Raw genomic sequence first — 17,294 nt, 5'->3', positions numbered from 1 at the left:
GCCAACCATTAATGAAGTTTTCAATGAAAAATTGTGATTTTTTCTTGGTCTTTTAACGAAAAAGTAAGGCTGAAATACTGGGGAAGGACTTTGAATTTGCAAACCAAAAGGCGTATTTTAGTCTTTTAATTTATACCCTTCCTATTCGGACATAAGCTCGCGGTATAAGCGTGAAAAACTGTATTCGTTTGGCGCGCTTTGGCATTGCGCGTCGGCGCCTGACCGTCGGCGTCGCTATTCCGCCTGATGACGAGCTTGGCGCCTGCCGTTTGAGGGCGGCCTGTTGAGACCTCTCATGCGAGCTTGATGAGGCCCGCTTCGGTGGGCTGGAAGCCGCAGGCGCGGTAGAAGCCGGTCAGGTGCGGTTCGAAATCGACATGCAGCCACTCGGCGCCGCGCTCGCGCGCAACCCCCGTCGCCTCCCTGACCAACCGCGTCGCAATCCCCTCCCGGCGCATGTCGGGATGCACTGAGGTGTCGAGAATGAAGGCATGAATGCCGCCATCCCAGGCGACGTTGACGAAGCCGACGAGTGTGTCGTCGTGATAGGCGCCGATGTGGGCGAGGCTGCGGGGCAGGATACGGGAGAAATCCGGTGCGTCGGGCGTGCTCCAGGCGGCTGACCAGAGGGCGTTGAGTTCGGCGGGCGAGGGGAAGGGGTCGATGCGGAGTTCGGGCATGGGTGGTTTCCGATTCGTTTGTCGCGCCGCTTGCCGGACGTGTTTTTTCCGCCAATTCCGCTTGCTTCGCAATAGACCGATTGCTGGGGCAGGCCTCCTCTCAGCCTCGAGGTCAGGGCGCCCACTTCCGATCCTTCATTTCTGTGTCCTCATGGCCGCGAAGGGGCATTCCTGAACGGCCGCAACTGACGCTTCGTTGACGACGTCCCCGCCGAGAACATAATCGGAACATCTAATATTCCATCGACAGGAAGCACAATGTGCGGACGCATCTTCGTAAAAACTTCGCTTGAGGAATTGATCGGCAATTTCGCCTTTGCGGTGAAGGGCGGGGATATCGACGGGCTGGGAAATCGCTTTCCCCGATGGAATGGAGCGCCGTCGCAAGATTATCCTATTATTATCAGGGATATCGTGCGCGAACCCGATACGTTAGGCCCCATATTCGTGACCGCGCGCTGGGGTCTGATGCCTTCCTGGGCGAAGCCCGGCGGCAGGCCGCCGCCGGTCAACGTCCGCTGCGAGGGGATCAGCTCCAACGGCATGTTCCGCTCTGCCTACCGGTCGCGTCGCTGCCTCGTTCCGATCAATGGCTTCTTCGAATGGAAGGACATTCACGGGACCGGCAAGAACAAGCAGCCCTATGCCATCGCCATGACGGACGGCTCGCCTTTTGCGCTCGCCGGCATCTGGGAGACGTGGACGGATGAGAGGGGCGTGTCCATCCGCAACTTTGCCGTCGTGACCTGTGAGCCGAACGAGATGATGGCGGAGATTCATGACCGCATGCCCGTCATCCTGCATCGCGAGGATTACGAGAGATGGCTGTCGCCTGAGCCGGACCCGAACCATCTCTTGAAACCCTTCCCGGCGGAGCTGATGACGATGTGGAAGATCGGCCGAGATGTCGGCTCTCCGAAGAACGACAGGCCGGAGATCATCGAAGAAGTCGAGGACGATCCGGAACCGACGCTGATCTAAAACAATCCCGGCAAAAGCGTGGGGCGTTTTTGCGCCCGGAATTGCTCTGATTTTACCGGCTCGGGCGGAGCCATTCACGAAACCATGCGGCAGAGACAGCAGAATGCCGATTCCTTTTGGATTGGCTTATAGCTCGTCTTTCGCCGAAGCGGGTGATTGCGATCGGCCGTGACGCGCAGGCGGCGTTAATTTCTCTCGGAATAAATTCAGTTTCGGTCAGGCACCCAAGCTACGGTGGGCAGACAGAATTCATAGCTAGTATGCAGAGCTATTATCACTTGCCGGACTCTCCAATTTCGAACCGGCAGTTGTCTTTATTGTAAACCCACCTCTGTCCCGACGCCTTCATCGGCCGCGCATGCGCTCGTTTCCAGCAGGGAAACCGTCTTGCCGGCGGCTTCCGGGCTCAAAACGCCGGATCAACTCCGGCGTTTATATGCATCAAAAGAACCGCGTTCGCTACCGCCCCGGCCGCCCAGTCTTCCCCTTCGTCCGCCCCTTGCGCTTCTGCTCGCCAGGATCCTCATAGCTCCCGACACCCGTCTTGCCGCGCACCACCGGCCGCACGTCGTCCTCGCGTTCCGGCTGCCCTTCAAGCAGCGGCGAAAATCGCCTTGTGCCCTTTGAGACCGCCGGCTTTTCCGGCACATGGCCGACCACCGGTTTCTCCGTGCGGCCGACCGTCATTTCGTCGAGGTCGTTCTTGCGGAAGAGGCTCTTGCCGGCGGGGGTGGTGGGGTCGCGGCCCATTTCGTCGAGCGCGGGTTTGCGGAAGAGGGGGGTGGTCGTGTCGGTGCCTGGGCCCATGTCGTCGAGGCTGGGTCTGGAGAAGTAGGAGGGTGTAGCCCCCTCATCCGCCCTGCGGGCACCTTCTCCCCGCTGGGGAGAAGGAGACTTGCCGCGGGCTTTGCCTTCCATCGCCTTCGATTCCTCTCGGGCCATCGGGTCGTCCATGACCGCCAGTTCCGCCGCCTTGAGGCGTTTGATTTCGTCGCGGAGGCGGGCGGCTTTTTCGAAGTCGAGGTCGGCGGCGGCGTCGCGCATGCTTTTTTCGAGCGCGTTGAGATGGGTCTGCAGGTTGTTGCCGACGAGGTTGCCGCCATCCGCGAAGCCCTTGCCGGAGACGCCCGAGATATCGGCGCGGACGTGGTCGCGTTCGTAGACGCTGTCGAGGATGTCGGAGATCCTGGCCTTCACCGATTCCGGGGTGATGCCGTGCTCCTGGTTATAGATCATCTGCTTTTCGCGGCGGCGGCTGGTTTCCTCCATCGCCCGCTTCATCGAGCCGGTGACCTGGTCGGCATAGAGGATGACCTTGCCGTCGACGTTGCGCGCGGCACGGCCGATCGTCTGGATCAGCGAGGTCTCGGAGCGCAGAAAACCTTCCTTGTCGGCGTCGAGGATGGCGACGAAGCCGCATTCGGGAATGTCGAGGCCCTCGCGCAAGAGGTTGATACCGACAAGCACGTCGAAGGCGCCGAGGCGCAGATCGCGGAGGATCTCGATACGTTCAAGCGTGTCGATGTCGGAGTGCATGTAGCGGACGCGCACGCCTTGCTCATGCAGATATTCGGTCAGGTCCTCGGCCATGCGCTTGGTCAGCACGGTGCAGAGGGTGCGGTAGCCCTTGGCGGATGTTTCGCGGATTTCGCCAAGCACGTCGTCGACCTGGCTGCGGGCCGAGCGGACCTCGACCGGAGGATCGATCAGCCCGGTTGGGCGGATGACTTGTTCGGCGAAGACGCCGCCGGACTGTTCCATCTCCCAGCCGCCGGGGGTGGCCGAGACGGCGATGGTGTCGGGGCGCATGGCGTCCCATTCCTCGAAGCGCAACGGCCGGTTGTCCATGCAGGAGGGCAGGCGGAAGCCGTATTCGGCCAGCGTCGCCTTACGCCGGAAGTCGCCCCGGTACATGCCGCCGATCTGTGGCACGGTGACATGGCTCTCGTCGATGAAGACCAGGGCGTTATCTGGGATATATTCGAACAGCGTCGGCGGCGGATCGCCGGGATCGCGGCCGGTGAGATAACGCGAATAGTTCTCGATGCCCTGGCACGAGCCGGTGGCTTCGAGCATTTCGATATCGTAGCGGGTGCGCTGCTCCAGGCGCTGCGCCTCCAACAGGCGGCCGGCCTTTTCCAGTTCGGCCAAGCGAAGCCTGAGCTCCTCCTTGATCGACTTGATGGCGCCGTTCAGCGTCGGGCGTGGGGTGACATAGTGCGAATTGGCGTAGATCTTCACCGATTTCAGGTCGCCGACCTTTTGGCCGGTCAGCGGGTCGAACTCGGTGATGGCGTCGATCTCGTCGCCGAACATCGAGATGCGCCAGGCGGCATCCTCCAAGTGGGCGGGGAAGAGTTCGATCGTATCGCCGCGCACCCGGAAGGAACCGCGGGTGAAATCCATGTCGCGGCGCTTGTACTGCTGGGCGACGAGGTCGGCCAGCAGCTGGCGCTGGTCCAGCCGGTCGCCGACCGACATCTGAAAGGTCATCGCCGTATAGGTCTCGACCGAGCCGATACCGTAGATGCAGGAGACCGAAGCGACGATGATGCAGTCGTCGCGCTCGAGCAGCGAGCGCGTCGCCGAGTGGCGCATGCGGTCGATCTGCTCGTTGATCGAGCTTTCCTTCTCGATATAGGTGTCGGAGCGCGGCACATAGGCTTCCGGCTGGTAATAATCATAGTAGGAAACGAAATATTCCACCGCATTGTCGGGGAAGAAATTCTTGAACTCGGAATAGAGCTGGGCGGCCAGCGTCTTGTTCGGTGCCAGGATGACGGCGGGGCGCTGCGTCGCCTCGATCACCTTGGCCATGGTGAAGGTCTTGCCGGAGCCGGTGACGCCGAGCAGCACTTGGCTGCGGTCGCCATTGTCCAGCCCCTCGACGAGGTCGCGGATGGCAGTCGGCTGGTCGCCGGCCGGCTCATAATCCGACTGCATGCGGATCGTGATGCCGCCTTCGGATTTCTCCGGCCGGGCAGGGCGGTGCGGCGTCCAGATCTTGCCGTTCTTGTGGAGCGGATTGCCGCTCTCGATCAGCGCCGACAGCGCCTCGACGGTGGCGGTGACGGCGGTGCCGGCCTGCAGCGACGAAGCCTCCTCCAGCGTCGTATCCATGCCGGAAACGGGATTGAGGCCGGCGGCCGCGCGCGTCTTCGGGTCGGTCGAGCCGCCCATCGACGTTCCTCTTGCTGATTTCGAGGCGGCGATTTCCACCTTCTTACGGTGTTTACCCGCCTTCGAGGCGATCTGGCGCTGGGTCTCGACGCCCGAGGCTTCGGCATCGACCTCCAGCTGCTTCACCCAATCGGCCACGGAGCCGGAGAGGGGAGCGCCCTCGAAGGACGACTGCGGGGCTTCCTCGAAGCCATTCGGGGCGGGAGATTTCTTCGGAGATTTGGCCATGGCGGGAATATGGAGAGAGTCAGCGCGAAAGGGAAGAGGGAAAGAGTACAAAAGGGAAACGAACTGTTTGTTCGAAAGATCGAATAGTTGGGCGCGCTTAGCTTACGGTATCACTGCATCTTCACGGCAATAGCAGTCGTTGCGCCCTTAAGGCTTGCTTTCCGCCGTGCAATTCGTGTTCTCATTGTAGAAATTGAAATCAATGCCAAATTTTCCGGCAGCCTCGCTTAGCTTCACGTTGACGGTTTCCCCCGAGGGTGAAGCGAATCTGGCGTCGATATTCGATATCCATGTCGGCCCAACCGGGAATGTTAAAATGGTCGTTGCCGGCTCGCCATACTTTATTCGAAAGTCTTGTACGATTAGTGCGAAGTCATGAAGTCCGCCATCGCGATGCTGTTGGATAGAGCCGACTTTGTCGTTGCATATGAAAAGACTGAGATTCGACCCTTCCACGACCCAATTGCCAGGGAGGTTGGGAGAAAGCTCCTTTAATCTCCAACCTTTTTCGCTCGCATTCCGCCAAGCATCGGCAAACGAGCTACCCAATTTGAAATCGTGCAAACCGTCCAGCATTTGTGCGCAAGTTGCGTCGCTCGAGAGTGCCGTCAGGGCAAAAGCAAAGCCGCAAATCAAAGGCAGTCTATTGGGCATGAAGGCCGTTCACTGTAATAAGTTGAGCGCCGGCAGCGACGCCGCGTCGGGTGATTATTTCGCGTTGAGATTGCTCAATTCGCCACCTGCTCCATCATATTCGATGAATGTGGTTGGGCAGGACATCCGGGCGGCCTGGAATCTGCGGCGGGCCTCTTCCGTGGCTCCGGCAAACAGATACCATTCGCCATTGTAGAAGATCGACTCGCAGATCTGGTTGCTGTCGGCCGCCTTCGCAGTCAGTTCGTCCGGTTTCAACTCGCCGAGGAAAAGACGGTAGATGGGGTGGGGCCAAGTCGTCTGGTCGATCTCGCCGGCTGCAGCCCTGAGCTCATCGAGCGCTTTCGGATCGCCGCCCCGGCTTTGAGCAATGAAACGCCAGAGACGAAAATAGGGGGCGGTGCGCGGATCCTCACTTGCCAAGACGGCAAACCCCGTCGCGGCCTGCTCGTACCTTCCCCCGAAATAGTTGGTCATCGGGTCGTTGACATAGAATTGGCGCGCAATGGTGATGGGCCAAAGGGACCCGGCCGCGATGAGGACGAATACAGCGCTGAAGGCGATCGCGGCCGCGCCGAAACGCGGCGTCGGGCGTTCCCGCCGCCAAAGGGTCAACAGCAGGAGCGAGAGCGCCGCGCCGGTTACCGCGCCGCCGAAATGGCCGGCATAGTCGATGGTCTGCCCCTCCTTCGCCGCAGACAGGAACGGCAGCAGCGAGGGAACCAGAATCTGGATGGCGCCCACCTGCAGGGAAGATGCGACCGGCGTCGACCGGAAACGGATGCTGCCGGCGATCAGGGCCGCGAAAAGCCCGACAATGCCGCCGGAAGCGCCGACGCCAACCGTATTGACGTCATTGATCCAGACTGACGCAATGGAGCCGCCAAGGGCGCTGGCAAAGAAGATCGCCGCAAACCAGCGCCAGCCGATCAGCCGCTCGAACAGCATTCCCGCCACCAACAAGCAGAAGCAATTGGAGGCGAGATGGACGATGCCCCCATGCATGAAGGGTGCGGTGAACAGCCGCCACCACTCGGCGCCCTCGACGATGCTCGGGCGAAACGTGCCGCCGAGCATCAGCAATGTGCGAATACTGGGAGAGCCGGCCCTGGATGCTTCGACGCCGAAGGCGAGTTCGCCGGCATAGACGGCGACGAGAACGGCAAGAAGAGCATAGGTGAAGACGGGATAACGGGCGCCATCGAAAGCGGGTTCCGGCACTTCGTCTTCTTCCTCCTCGGCGATCGAACCGGCTTCCTGCAAGGCTTGCCATTTGGCCTCGAACGCTTCGGATGCCACTTCCGCGAATTCATAGAATATGAAGTTTGAACGGCCCCGCAACATATGCAGAGGGATGCCGACCTTGAGGCGCGAACCAACGAACCACTCCGGCAGCCTGGCGGCCAGCCCCCGTCTGATCAACGCCTTGGCAGCGCCGGGATCAAGGTGGAGCACTATGGAATCTGCACCTTTGCTCTGGAATCTTTCGAAGCTCCGGATGTCCGACCAGCGTATGACCTGGTCGGGGAAATTCGGCAGTCGGACGCCGGCCGTCGATATGACCAATCCTGGCCCCCTAGAAAAAAGCTTCGGCACGAGCAGTAGTGCCAGGGGGCCAAAGAACACTGCGCCCAGCAGCGAGAAGAACCAGATGGCATGAGGGTCCTTGTCCTTCGGCGGATGGAAGCCCAACAGGATGGCCCCGGCCGCGATGGCGATCAAAATCAGGATGATGAGCAGCAATTTGCCCTTGTTGTAGGCGTATTCCGTTCTGCGCAATTCTTCCGGCTTCATTCAAAACTCTCACTGAAAAGGCATTCATGGCACCGCGCTGATCCAAGATCGCAAGCGAGTGATTTCCGTATCAAGAAGATTTCCTCGAGAAGACTATCTACTTGCAATAGAATTTTGCAAGCCGGGCTTTGAAGAACTCGAACTGGAACTCGGATGCGAATGACGGTCGGCAGGTGGGCGCGCTATCCTCTGACGGTCCTCAGTTTCATACGTTGCCGATCGCTTAGAATGCGGCGGACAGGCGCGTCCTCATCCTTGCACGCAGGAAGCCGGCGTGGGGATCAAGGATGGATAACGAGCCCCAAGTTGCAGTGGAGCGACGCAGCCATATCTACACGTCACGCGGTAATATGAGCGGTGTCAGCATTGTTTGATTTCATGTATTGCAAATATTGTTCCCGCTGTGTTTGTAGGAATGCGCGGCGTTTATGACGCTCCGATTCTTTGGAGATTCACCTGAATGAGAATAAAACTTCTTGCCTGCGCTGCCCTGCTAATGCTGGCCGGCTGCAACGCTCCTGTGTCGCAATCCGTTGCAGATTCCCAGCGGCCTCCCTCGAGTGACGTCCGGCAGAACTTCGTCAATATTATATTCAAGAAAGTTTATAGACACGAAGCGGGAGAGGTGGTTTGGGCTCGGATTTCGAGTGTGGTGCTGCTTGATCCTGAGAAGAAGATCTATGCTTACTGTGTACGGGTGGTGCCCAAGCACAGCTGGGGAGACTGGGCCTATCTCGGCGTCTCCTTCACGGATGGCCAAATCCTCGGCGCGACGCCGAATGATAATCGCTGCAAAGACAAGCGGCTGCGTTACTACCCGTTTCCTGAAATGAACGGCATGAAGACTTGACGCAGGCGCGAAGGCTCGGGCCGCGTCGCCGCTCCAGGCTTTGGTGAGCGGCGGCGCGATTTGCCTCCAGCGTTGTGACGGCGCGGCCTCTCAACCTTCCTCATGCGGCGGTGCGCGGCCCGCAGGGCGGAGCCTCGAAGTACCGGCTGTGTTTGCTGTTTGCAGCCACAGCCTTTTGGAAAAGGCCGATCTATCGACCTCGATACGGGAGATTCAACTGAATGAAGATCAAATTCCTTGCTTGCGCTGCCGCGCTGGCACTGGCCGGCTGCCAAACTCCGGCGCCGCAATCCGTTGCGGATTCCCAGCGTCCGCCCTCCAATGCGGTTCGACGCGAATACGTCGATGCGCTGCGGGGAACCATCAAGCCGGGGAACTTCGTGAAGACCGAGATTTCCAGCGTGGTTCTGCTTGATCCGGAAAAGCAGATCTATGCGTATTGCACGCGCACGACGGAACGTGCTTACCCAAACTGGTCCTATATCGGCCTTGGCTTGCAACACAACATGATACTGTACTTGAAAAAGGACGACTATCGCTGCCACGATAGGCGGCTGCGTTACTATGATTTTCCTGAATTGCGAAACATGAAGTACTGAGGCACAGGCGGGCTTTTGCCAACCTCGCCGGTCCCTTTCTGATGCCGTCGGAAGCGGACTGCGCACCGCGCAGTCCGCGTAACGATGAACGGTGCCTCGGATCCGCTCAACCCGCAAGGACCATTCTCACACTTTGCTCACGCGAACACGGCTTCCCTGGAATCATCCACTGTCGACGCCCTGCAGTACCATACGAGGACGACAATCGATCCGATGGGAAATAGCAGTGCGAGAAGCTGCCACCATCCGCTTCGGTTGACGTCGTGAAGGCGTTGGGCAGCCACGGCGATCCACGGAAGAAACGTGGCCAGCGACCAGATCCGGTTCAGGGTTTGGCTCCGATCCACGACAAGCAAAGCGATGGAGACGAGAGAGACGAAGAGTGCCGAATACCAAAATTCCGATCGGCTCGCTCTACCGTTGAAGTTCACATAGTTCTTGAAATAGCTTCCGATCGCCTGGCCGAAACCCATGGCCTGCGGCCGGCCACCGAAGCGGTTCGGCCCAACCAGCGGTTTTCTTAAGACGAAGAACAATGGCACGCCGAACAGGATCAAGACGATCAACCAGTGAAACAGAGAAAAACTGCCCATGAGAAACCCCAGCTGTTAAAACGGCTTAGAGATAAGCGATGTTTGTTTCCGGAGGATTAACCGGCTGGTAATCGAATATGTTTCGCAATCACAGCGTGAGAAACTGCGGCTGCCATGGTGGCGGCGGGATGATGCTTTGAGCAGGCCGCAATCGCCGTCGCTCAGTGCTTGACCAGCACACGTGCCTGCACCGGCTGCTCGATGCCCTTCAGGGCCAGCATGCGGGTTTCGGCGCCTGCCGCAAGGTCGGGAGCTTTCGCCGCCGTATCCGCCGAGACCAGGATCTCGCCGGCGGCGGCCTGGGATTCCAGCCTGGCGGCCTGGTTGACGACGCCGCCGATTGCGGTGAAATCGCTGCGGAAGCTGGAGAATTCGCCGATCTGCACCTCGCCGGAATGGATGCCGACGCCAACGCCCAGGGGGCGGTCGGGCAAGGCGTCACGCGCTAAGCCGTTCAGCGCCGCGGTGCAGTTTCGCTGGATGTCCTGCGCGGCGAGGATCGCGGCGGCGGCGTGATCCTTGCTGACGATCGGGAAGTTGAAGATCGCCATCAGGCCGTCGCCCATCTGCTTGTTGACGATGCCGTCATGCGCCCAGATTGCCTGGGCGCAGCGATCCTGGAACAGACTGACGATCTCGCTCAGCTGCACCGCCTCGATGCGCTCCGACAGATCCGTGAAGCCTCTGATATCGGCAAACAGGATGGTGGCGTCGACGGTGATCTGGCGCTGCTTTTTGACATATTGGAAGGAGCGTTCGCAGATCGTACAGATATCGGGGTTCATCTTGCTGCGGGTGATGCCCAAGGCGCGGAACGGCAAAGCGAGCGGGCCGCCGATCGGGATCGGCATATGCATCTGGTCCCAGCAGCCGCGGCAGATCCTGGCGCTGCCGTGCCTGGCCGGCTCACTGGAAGAGGCTGTCGTCATTTCGAACAATCCGTCGGCTGATAGCCAAAGAACAAGCTTCCGATACTTGCCTGCTTTTGGCAACTCTCCAAGGCGGCACATGAATAGCGCCACACTTGTTACTCCCACTGGCCGAGTTCGGCTGCCAGACTATCTCCCGCAACAGTGAACAGTGACAAGCAGCGGACGTAAGCGCGCTTTGCCTGGCGAGGCGCGGGCATTCACCGCAATCAGGAGATTTCAAAATGACCACAACAGCCCAGAACGGCGGCCAGCCGGCCATGCATATGCCTGCGGTCGTGTCGGAGGCAGCCTGGGAGGCGGCCTGGAAGCAGATGCTCGTCAAGGAAAAGGCCCAGAGCCGCGCCCGGGATGCGCTTGCCGCCGAGCGCCGGCGGATGCCGTGGATGGCGGTCGAAAAGGATTACGCATTCGAAGGGCCGCAGGGCAGGGTCAGCTTGCGCGACCTGTTTGAAGGGCGACACCAGCTCGTCCTCTATCGCGCCTTCTATGAGCCAGGCGTCTTCGGTTGGCCCGAGCATGCCTGCCGCGGCTGCTCGATGGTGGCCGATCAAGTGGCCCACGTCGCCCATCTCAACGCCCGCGATACGACGCTGGTCTTTGCCTCACGCGCGCCGCAGGCCGACATCGCCCGGCTGAAAGCGCGGATGGGCTGGACGATACCATGGGTGACGATCACCGACAGTTTCGACAAGGATTTCGGTGTCGACGAGTGGCACGGCACCAATGTGTTCTACCGCGACGGCGAGCGCATCTTCCGCACCTATTTCATCAACAACCGCGGCGATGAGCAGATGGGCGGCACCTGGAACTACCTCGACGTCACGCCGCTCGGCCGCCAGGAAGTCTGGGAGGATTCGCCCGAGGGCTATCCTCAGACCCCGACCTACAAGTGGTGGAACTGGAACGACGCCTATGTGGCAGACGCCGAGCCCGACAAGAAGTGGGTCGAGGTCTCAGACGCCGGCGAGGCTGCGTTCCGGGCCGAGAGCGCAAACGAAAAATCGTGATGAGAGCATGATTCCGAAAAGCGTGAGCGGAATATTCCGCACCAATGCCGGTAACGGCTATGCCTGCGCCTGGCGAGCAGGCATAGCCGTCTAACTCGGCACAGATCCGCTCTCCTCCAGCGTTCAGCAGCGCCATTATTAATACACCTGACAAAAGTGGGCCTGCTGCCGTAACGAGCCCGGTGCGGCGTGGACTCTTGAGCCTTCGTCCTCGTGAAAGAAATTCAATGCAGAGTGGAAACATTTGGTGGCGGCGGCGTTGTACCCGTTGCCGGTAATGTGCCCGAGCACCCGGCTTTGATGAGGAGGCTTAGCCATGAAGGTCATGATCGTTGAAGATGAGAATATTATTGCTTTGGAACTCGAACGCATTGTGCAAGAGGCCGGGCACCAGACTGTCGGGCCGGTTTCGACGGTGGAACAAGCTCTCGCCTATGCTCCGAAAAGCGATGTGGCGCTCGTCGATCTCAACCTCTCCGACGGGCTGAGCGGCGCGCAGCTTGCGCGCCGGCTGATCGACCGCTTCGGCGTGGACGTCATCTTCGTGACCGGCAGTCCTGAGAGTGTCGGCAACGGTATCGCTGGAGCACTCGACGTGATCTCCAAGCCTTTCTCCGACGAACGGATTGTCAGCGCGCTCTCACGGGCGGAGGCGGCCCGACGCAAAGATTTCGACCGCAGCAGGGCAGCGATCTGATAAGAAGGAGTTGACGTCGTGCACGTCGCTGGACCCTTTCGGGAGATCATCCGGATGAAGCACACACTCGTTGCCATTCTCTTCACCCTCACGGCCTGCGCCAGCGCGGAAGACCCGCAGCCTCTTTCGGGTAGCCTCACCTATGGCGGAAAGGTCATTCATTCCCCCTATCGTCCGGGAACGGTGGTCAAACATACCTTTCTCGGTCAATTCGGTTACCGTGTATTCGAAAGCTATGTGGTTCAGCCGGACGGGACGCTGAAGCTAACGTCCCAGAGCACAGGCCCGGATTTCCTCTGGCGGTGAGGAGGCTGCTGGCAGAACGTGTGGCGCCCGCGAACTGTGCGTCTGCCGCCAAGTGGCCGGCGGCCTCTACCGACCTACGACGGAAATCCTGTTCGGCGCTTCGTCGGCCATAAACGTGCTTTACCCCAATCGTCGGTAGTCGCCCGAAGCGGAAGTCTGACGGCCGATATTTCTCCAAGACTAAGAAACTGCTTCAGTATTTGTATTGAGCGGCGGTTGGCGGCTGCGTCAAAAATACAGTATTTATACTCATTTGCGTTTTCGATCCGACTGGAGCACGATACTGCGGTGCTATCGGGGGTGGGGAAGCATGGGGCAGCTCACGACAGGCGAACGACAGTTCGCATGCGTCATACTTGTCGTATTGATGATCCTTGGCATCACAATGTCGGTTGCCGGGCGCTTCGATCCGATGGGCGTCCACGGGACGATGGTTTTCCTGTATTCCGGGGCGCTGTTCTGGTGGATAGTTACCACATTCTTCGGCAAGGAGCCGGATGCGTCGCGGTTCGCTTGTTATTACGACCATCCCATCAAGGTCGGCGTTGCCCTGACAATGTTATGGGCGGTGTTCGGGATGTTCATCGGTGTTTGGGCGGCGGCGCAGCTCGCCTGGCCTAGCCTTAACTTCGATATGGCATGGTCAAGCTTTGGCCGTATACGCCCGGCCCACACGACGGGGGTCATCTTCGGCTTCGGCGGAAACGCGATCATCGCGACGTCGTTCCATGTGGTGCAGCGGACATCGCGCGCCAGACTGGCTGATCAGTTGTCGCCTTGGTTCGTCATTTTCGGCTACAACCTCTTCTGTCTGATCGCGGTCAGCGGTTATTTCATGGGCGTCACGCAATCGAAGGAGTACGCGGAAGCGGAATGGTACGCCGACATTTGGCTGGTCGTCGTGTGGGTCGTCTATTTCGTGCTTTTCGTGCGCACCCTCGCGCGGCGCAAGGAACCGCACATCTACGTCGCTAACTGGTACTATCTCGCTTTCATCATCGTGGTGGCCATCCTTCACATCGTCAACAACCTGGCGGTGCCTGTCTCCTTCGGCCATGCGAAAAGCTATACGGTATGGTCGGGCGTCCAGGATGCCATGGTGCAATGGTGGTACGGCCATAACGCAGTGGCGTTCTTCCTCACGGCAGGCTTCCTGGGGATGCTCTATTATTACCTGCCAATCCGCGCCCAGCGACCAATCTTTTCCTATCGATTGTCCATCATCAGCTTCTGGGGGATCACCTTCTTCTACATGTGGGCGGGTTCCCACCATCTCCATTACACAGCGCTGCCGCTCTGGGTGCAGAACCTCGGAATGACCTTCTCGGTGATGCTGCTCGTTCCGTCATGGGCATCGGCTGGAAACGCGTTGCTCACATTGAATGGGGCGTGGCACCGGGTACGGGACGACGCCACACTCCGCTTCATCATGATGGCGGCGTTCTTCTACGGGCTGTCGACGTTCGAAGGCTCTTTCATGGCGATCAGACCTGTCAACTCGCTGTCACACTATACCGACTGGACCGTAGGACATGTCCACGCGGGCGCGCTCGGCTGGGTGGCGATGATCACCTTCGGATCGCTATACACGCTCGTGCCATCAATCTGGAAACGCGAACGGATGTATTCGTCGATGCTCGTCGAAGTGCATTTCTGGTTGGCGCTGATCGGTACCCTAATCTACGTCTTCGCCATGTGGAACTCCGGCATTATCCAGGGGCTTATGTGGCGCACCTATTCGCCGGACAACACACTCGTCTACTCATTCGTCGACAGTCTGCTGGCGATGTACCCGTATTACATCGCACGCACCTTCGGGGGGCTGCTGTTTCTGATCGGGGCGATCGTGGCGAGCTTCAATATCTGGATGACGGTTCGGATGGTTCCGGCCCCTGACCACGCATCTTCCGATGTACCGCTCGTCACCGAAGCCTACGGTGCTGCAACTTCTCCGGCGGAGTAAGAGATGGGCGAGGGGCAACACAGAAAACTGGAACGGACGGCTGTCGGGTTCATGCTTGCGATCGTCTTGGCAGGCAGCGTCGGGGGGATCGTCGAGATCGCTCCGCTGTTCACGATCCACGAGACTGTCGAAGACGCGCCTGACATGAGGGTCTATACTCCCCTCGAAATGGCGGGCCGTGACATTTACGTCCGAGAAGGCTGCTACGCCTGCCACAGCCAGATGATCAGGACGTTGCGCGACGAGGTGGAGCGATATGGTCCTTACTCACTTGCGGTCGAATCTAAGTATGATCATCCGATGTTGTGGGGATCAAAACGAACGGGTCCCGATCTGGCCCGCATCGGTGGTAAATACTCCGATCTCTGGCATGTCGCACATCTGATCAACCCCCGAGACGTCGTTCCCGAGTCCAACATGCCATCTTATCGCTGGCTGGCGACAACACAGCTCAAGCTATCCGATCTGGGCGGCAACCTTGCTGCTTTGAGAACAGTCGGGGTTCCGTACACAGACGAGATGATCGCCAATGCCGCCGCGGACGCTTACGGTCAATCCAATCCGGACAGCGACCAGTCTTCGGGAGTGACCGAACGGTACGGGGATGCGACACAGGTATCGGCTTTCGACGGCGTCAAGACGACCGTCACGGAGATGGACGCCCTCGTTGCCTATCTCCAGGTCGTCGGCCGTCTGACAAATGCGGCCTACGAAAACACCGCGGCGCCCGAGCAAATGCCGGATCCCAACAACTGAACGCTGAGGGGATTGAAATGGACTTTACCCATGAGACCATGCTGGAACTGTCCAAGGTGTGGGGCCTGCTATACCTGATCCTGTTCTCGATCGGAGTGGTGGTTTACACTTTCTGGCCCTCCAATCGCGCCCGCTTCAACCGGGCAGAAACGGAGATATTCGACAAGGACGACAAGCCATGGCGATAGAGGAAATCGACCAGATAACCGGCCGCAGGACGACGGGTCACATCTGGAATGGCATCAAGGAGCTGGATACGCCGATTCCACGCGGTGTGCTCCTCTTCCTTATCGTGACTCATCTCTTTGCCCTTCTATGGTGGATACTGCTCCCGGCCTGGCCGCTTGGAACGACCTATACAAAGGGCCTGATCGGGGGTGACCAGAAGCAGACGGTGGAACGCAAGATCGTGGCAGCCGCGACCTCGCGGGTTCCCTTGACCACTAAGATCGAAAAAGCCTCTTTTGACGAGATCCGCGCAGATGGACAACTGATGTCCAAGGTGAACTCCAGTGGCCACCAGTTGTTCGGAGACAATTGCGCGGCCTGCCACGGCCGGGACGGAAAGGGTGGACAGAACTATCCTGACTTGACGGACAACGACTGGCTCTGGGGCGGCGAGCCCGAGCAGATCGTCGAGACCCTGACGGTCGGTGTCAATTCGAGGCACTCGAACAGCCGGGTCTCGCAGATGCCTGCGTTTGGAGCGGACGAGATGCTCGACCGCAAACAGGTGACCGATGTCGCCGCCTATGTTTATTCCCTGAGCAACTCAGCTACGTCTGAAGAGATCACCGGCGATATCCAGGCTGGCCGCGAACTGTTCAAGAACACCTGCGCTTCCTGCCACGGTGACAACGCCAAGGGTAAATCCGACCTTGGAGCGCCCAACCTTACCGATGCAAGCTGGGTTTACGGTGGAACACTCAGCCGTATAGTCGAAACGGTGCATGGCGGAAGACAGGGTCACATGCCGACCTGGGACGAGCGGCTGACACCTGCCGAAATCAAAATACTCGCGCTCTATGTGAGCGGGATGGGGGAAAGGCAGCCATGACGGTCGGGAACGTGGCTTCGACGAGAACCGTCAAATGGGTTTTCATCGGGCTAGTGGTCGTGACGTTCGTCGGTGCCAATGCCCATCTTGTCTACGTTGCGATCGCAAGCCAGCCCGCCTGCGTCGAGCATATCAAGGAAAAGGGCAAGCAGCCCGCAGAATTCAGGGCCGCTGCGGCCGCTTGCTGAACGCAGGAGGAAGATCAGATGGCGAAGGACGATAGATCAGCCCGATATCTGAGCGAGTTATCCGGGATCGAGGAGACGATGAACGCGAAGTGGCAGCGGCATCTGCCGGTCGGCGCTCCGTTCGATTGGCTACGCCAGGGCTGGCGCGACCTCGTCCGGCAGCCCTTCACCAGTTTGGCCTACGGTCTCGTTGTCTTCCTCATCGCGTTCGGCACCGTCCTGATCCTGTTCCGATCGGGGCTCGACTATCTTCTGTTTCCGGCACTGGCGGGAGTGCTGATCGTCGCCCCACTTTTCGCTGCTGGGCTTTATATCAAAAGCCGGACGCTGGCGGCCGGCGGGCGCGTGACACTTCGCGCCATGCTCGGCGTTCGTCCACTCGCCGGGAAACAGGTATTCTTCACGGGAATGGTACTCTGCATGCTCATGCTCCTCTGGATGAGGGCTGCCGTGATCATCTATGCGCTATTCTTCGGTGTTAATCCGTTCCCGGGTCTCAACGGCATTACCAGGTTGCTGCTGACGACGCCCGAAGGATGGGGCATGCTGGTCGTGGGCTTTTCCGTCGGTGCACTGTTTGCCGGGTTTGCCTTCGCAATCAGCGTCTTTTCAATACCGATGCTACTCGACGAGCGGGTCGACGCGTTCACTGCAATGGGCGTAAGCGCTGCGATGGTTTGGAACAACATGCAGCCCCTCATGGTCTGGGGTGCGATCGTCCTGGCGCTGTTTGCGGCCAGCGTTCTGACGGGCTTTGTCGGTTTGATCGTGGTGTTTCCGTTGCTTGGGCATGCCACCTGGCATGCCTACAAGGCAGTCCGGTAGCAGA

General features: G+C 59.4%; 18 protein-coding genes. 12 read left to right on the top strand and 6 right to left on the bottom strand.

The features are described 5' to 3' along the window. Positions 1–293: 293 nt before the first annotated feature. The gene (locus tag GR197_RS18675; RefSeq protein WP_164012123.1) at positions 294–680 is read right to left on the bottom strand and encodes a GNAT family N-acetyltransferase; all 387 of its coding nucleotides are present in this window, start codon (positions 678–680) and stop codon (positions 294–296) included. A 258-nt stretch (positions 681–938) separates the two neighbouring features. Between GR197_RS18675 and GR197_RS18670 the strand changes: the two genes are divergently transcribed. After that, positions 939–1,661, top strand: coding sequence for an SOS response-associated peptidase (locus GR197_RS18670; RefSeq protein WP_164012121.1), 723 nt, complete (start codon positions 939–941; stop codon positions 1,659–1,661). Between the two features lie 459 nt (positions 1,662–2,120). On the opposite strand, the gene uvrB is transcribed toward GR197_RS18670, so the two are convergent. The 3 genes from uvrB to GR197_RS18655 all read right to left on the bottom strand — a co-directional run bounded on the left by uvrB (position 2,121) and on the right by GR197_RS18655 (position 7,517). Beyond that, on the bottom strand, positions 2,121–5,069 hold the full coding sequence (gene uvrB / locus GR197_RS18665) for an excinuclease ABC subunit UvrB (RefSeq protein WP_164012119.1): 2,949 nt from the start codon (positions 5,067–5,069) through the stop codon (positions 2,121–2,123). A 147-nt stretch (positions 5,070–5,216) separates the two neighbouring features. Continuing rightward, positions 5,217–5,723 (bottom strand): hypothetical protein, encoded by a 507-nt coding sequence (locus tag GR197_RS18660; RefSeq protein ID WP_164012118.1) that lies wholly within the window; start codon positions 5,721–5,723, stop codon positions 5,217–5,219. A gap of 54 nt (positions 5,724–5,777) precedes the next feature. After that, a complete protein-coding gene (locus GR197_RS18655; RefSeq protein WP_164012116.1) occupies positions 5,778–7,517 on the bottom strand; it encodes a rhomboid family intramembrane serine protease in 1,740 nt (579 codons plus the stop codon). Between the two features lie 460 nt (positions 7,518–7,977). On the opposite strand from GR197_RS18655, the gene GR197_RS18650 reads away from it, so the two are divergent. Further along, positions 7,978–8,367, top strand: a complete 390-nt coding sequence (locus GR197_RS18650; protein WP_164012105.1) for a hypothetical protein — start codon at positions 7,978–7,980, stop codon at positions 8,365–8,367. A gap of 221 nt (positions 8,368–8,588) precedes the next feature. Then, a complete protein-coding gene (locus GR197_RS18645) occupies positions 8,589–8,966 on the top strand; it encodes a hypothetical protein (RefSeq protein ID WP_164012103.1) in 378 nt (125 codons plus the stop codon). A gap of 137 nt (positions 8,967–9,103) precedes the next feature. On the opposite strand, the gene GR197_RS18640 is transcribed toward GR197_RS18645, so the two are convergent. Next, positions 9,104–9,559 (bottom strand): DUF805 domain-containing protein, encoded by a 456-nt coding sequence (locus GR197_RS18640; RefSeq protein ID WP_164012101.1) that lies wholly within the window; start codon positions 9,557–9,559, stop codon positions 9,104–9,106. 161 nt (positions 9,560–9,720) lie between these two features. After that, on the bottom strand, positions 9,721–10,488 hold the full coding sequence (locus GR197_RS18635) for an adenylate/guanylate cyclase domain-containing protein (protein ID WP_164012099.1): 768 nt from the start codon (positions 10,486–10,488) through the stop codon (positions 9,721–9,723). A gap of 224 nt (positions 10,489–10,712) precedes the next feature. Between GR197_RS18635 and GR197_RS18630 the strand changes: the two genes are divergently transcribed. The 9 genes from GR197_RS18630 to GR197_RS18590 all read left to right on the top strand — a co-directional run bounded on the left by GR197_RS18630 (position 10,713) and on the right by GR197_RS18590 (position 17,290). Beyond that, positions 10,713–11,498, top strand: a complete 786-nt coding sequence (locus tag GR197_RS18630; RefSeq protein WP_164012097.1) for a DUF899 domain-containing protein — start codon at positions 10,713–10,715, stop codon at positions 11,496–11,498. A gap of 316 nt (positions 11,499–11,814) precedes the next feature. After that, positions 11,815–12,195, top strand: a complete 381-nt coding sequence (locus GR197_RS18625; protein ID WP_164012095.1) for a response regulator — start codon at positions 11,815–11,817, stop codon at positions 12,193–12,195. Positions 12,196–12,249: 54 nt separating this feature from the next. Then, positions 12,250–12,501: a hypothetical protein gene (locus tag GR197_RS18620; protein WP_164012093.1), complete on the top strand. Its 252-nt coding sequence runs from the start codon at positions 12,250–12,252 to the stop codon at positions 12,499–12,501. Between the two features lie 310 nt (positions 12,502–12,811). Further along, positions 12,812–14,464 (top strand): cytochrome-c oxidase, cbb3-type subunit I, encoded by a 1,653-nt coding sequence (gene ccoN / locus GR197_RS18615; RefSeq protein ID WP_164012091.1) that lies wholly within the window; start codon positions 12,812–12,814, stop codon positions 14,462–14,464. A 3-nt stretch (positions 14,465–14,467) separates the two neighbouring features. Next, positions 14,468–15,220: a cytochrome-c oxidase, cbb3-type subunit II gene (gene ccoO / locus GR197_RS18610; protein WP_164012089.1), complete on the top strand. Its 753-nt coding sequence runs from the start codon at positions 14,468–14,470 to the stop codon at positions 15,218–15,220. 17 nt (positions 15,221–15,237) lie between these two features. After that, on the top strand, positions 15,238–15,408 hold the full coding sequence (locus GR197_RS18605; protein ID WP_164012087.1) for a cbb3-type cytochrome c oxidase subunit 3: 171 nt from the start codon (positions 15,238–15,240) through the stop codon (positions 15,406–15,408). Then, a complete protein-coding gene (gene ccoP, locus GR197_RS18600; RefSeq protein ID WP_164012085.1) occupies positions 15,399–16,277 on the top strand; it encodes a cytochrome-c oxidase, cbb3-type subunit III in 879 nt (292 codons plus the stop codon). Before GR197_RS18605 ends, ccoP begins: the two co-directional genes overlap by 10 nt. Then, on the top strand, positions 16,274–16,465 hold the full coding sequence (locus GR197_RS18595) for a hypothetical protein (RefSeq protein WP_164012083.1): 192 nt from the start codon (positions 16,274–16,276) through the stop codon (positions 16,463–16,465). The genes ccoP and GR197_RS18595 overlap by 4 nt, the downstream gene beginning before the upstream one ends. Positions 16,466–16,483: 18 nt before the next feature. Beyond that, complete coding sequence (locus GR197_RS18590) at positions 16,484–17,290, top strand: DUF2189 domain-containing protein (protein ID WP_164012081.1); 807 nt, start codon at positions 16,484–16,486, stop codon at positions 17,288–17,290. The last annotated feature ends 4 nt before the right edge of the window (positions 17,291–17,294 follow it).

This window comes from Rhizobium phaseoli, from assembly GCF_010668805.1.
GTDB classification, from domain to species: Bacteria; Pseudomonadota; Alphaproteobacteria; order Rhizobiales; family Rhizobiaceae; genus Rhizobium; species Rhizobium phaseoli_A.
The sequence above is the reverse complement of the archived record's forward strand: the minus strand, read 5'-3'. Positions and strand labels throughout refer to the sequence as shown.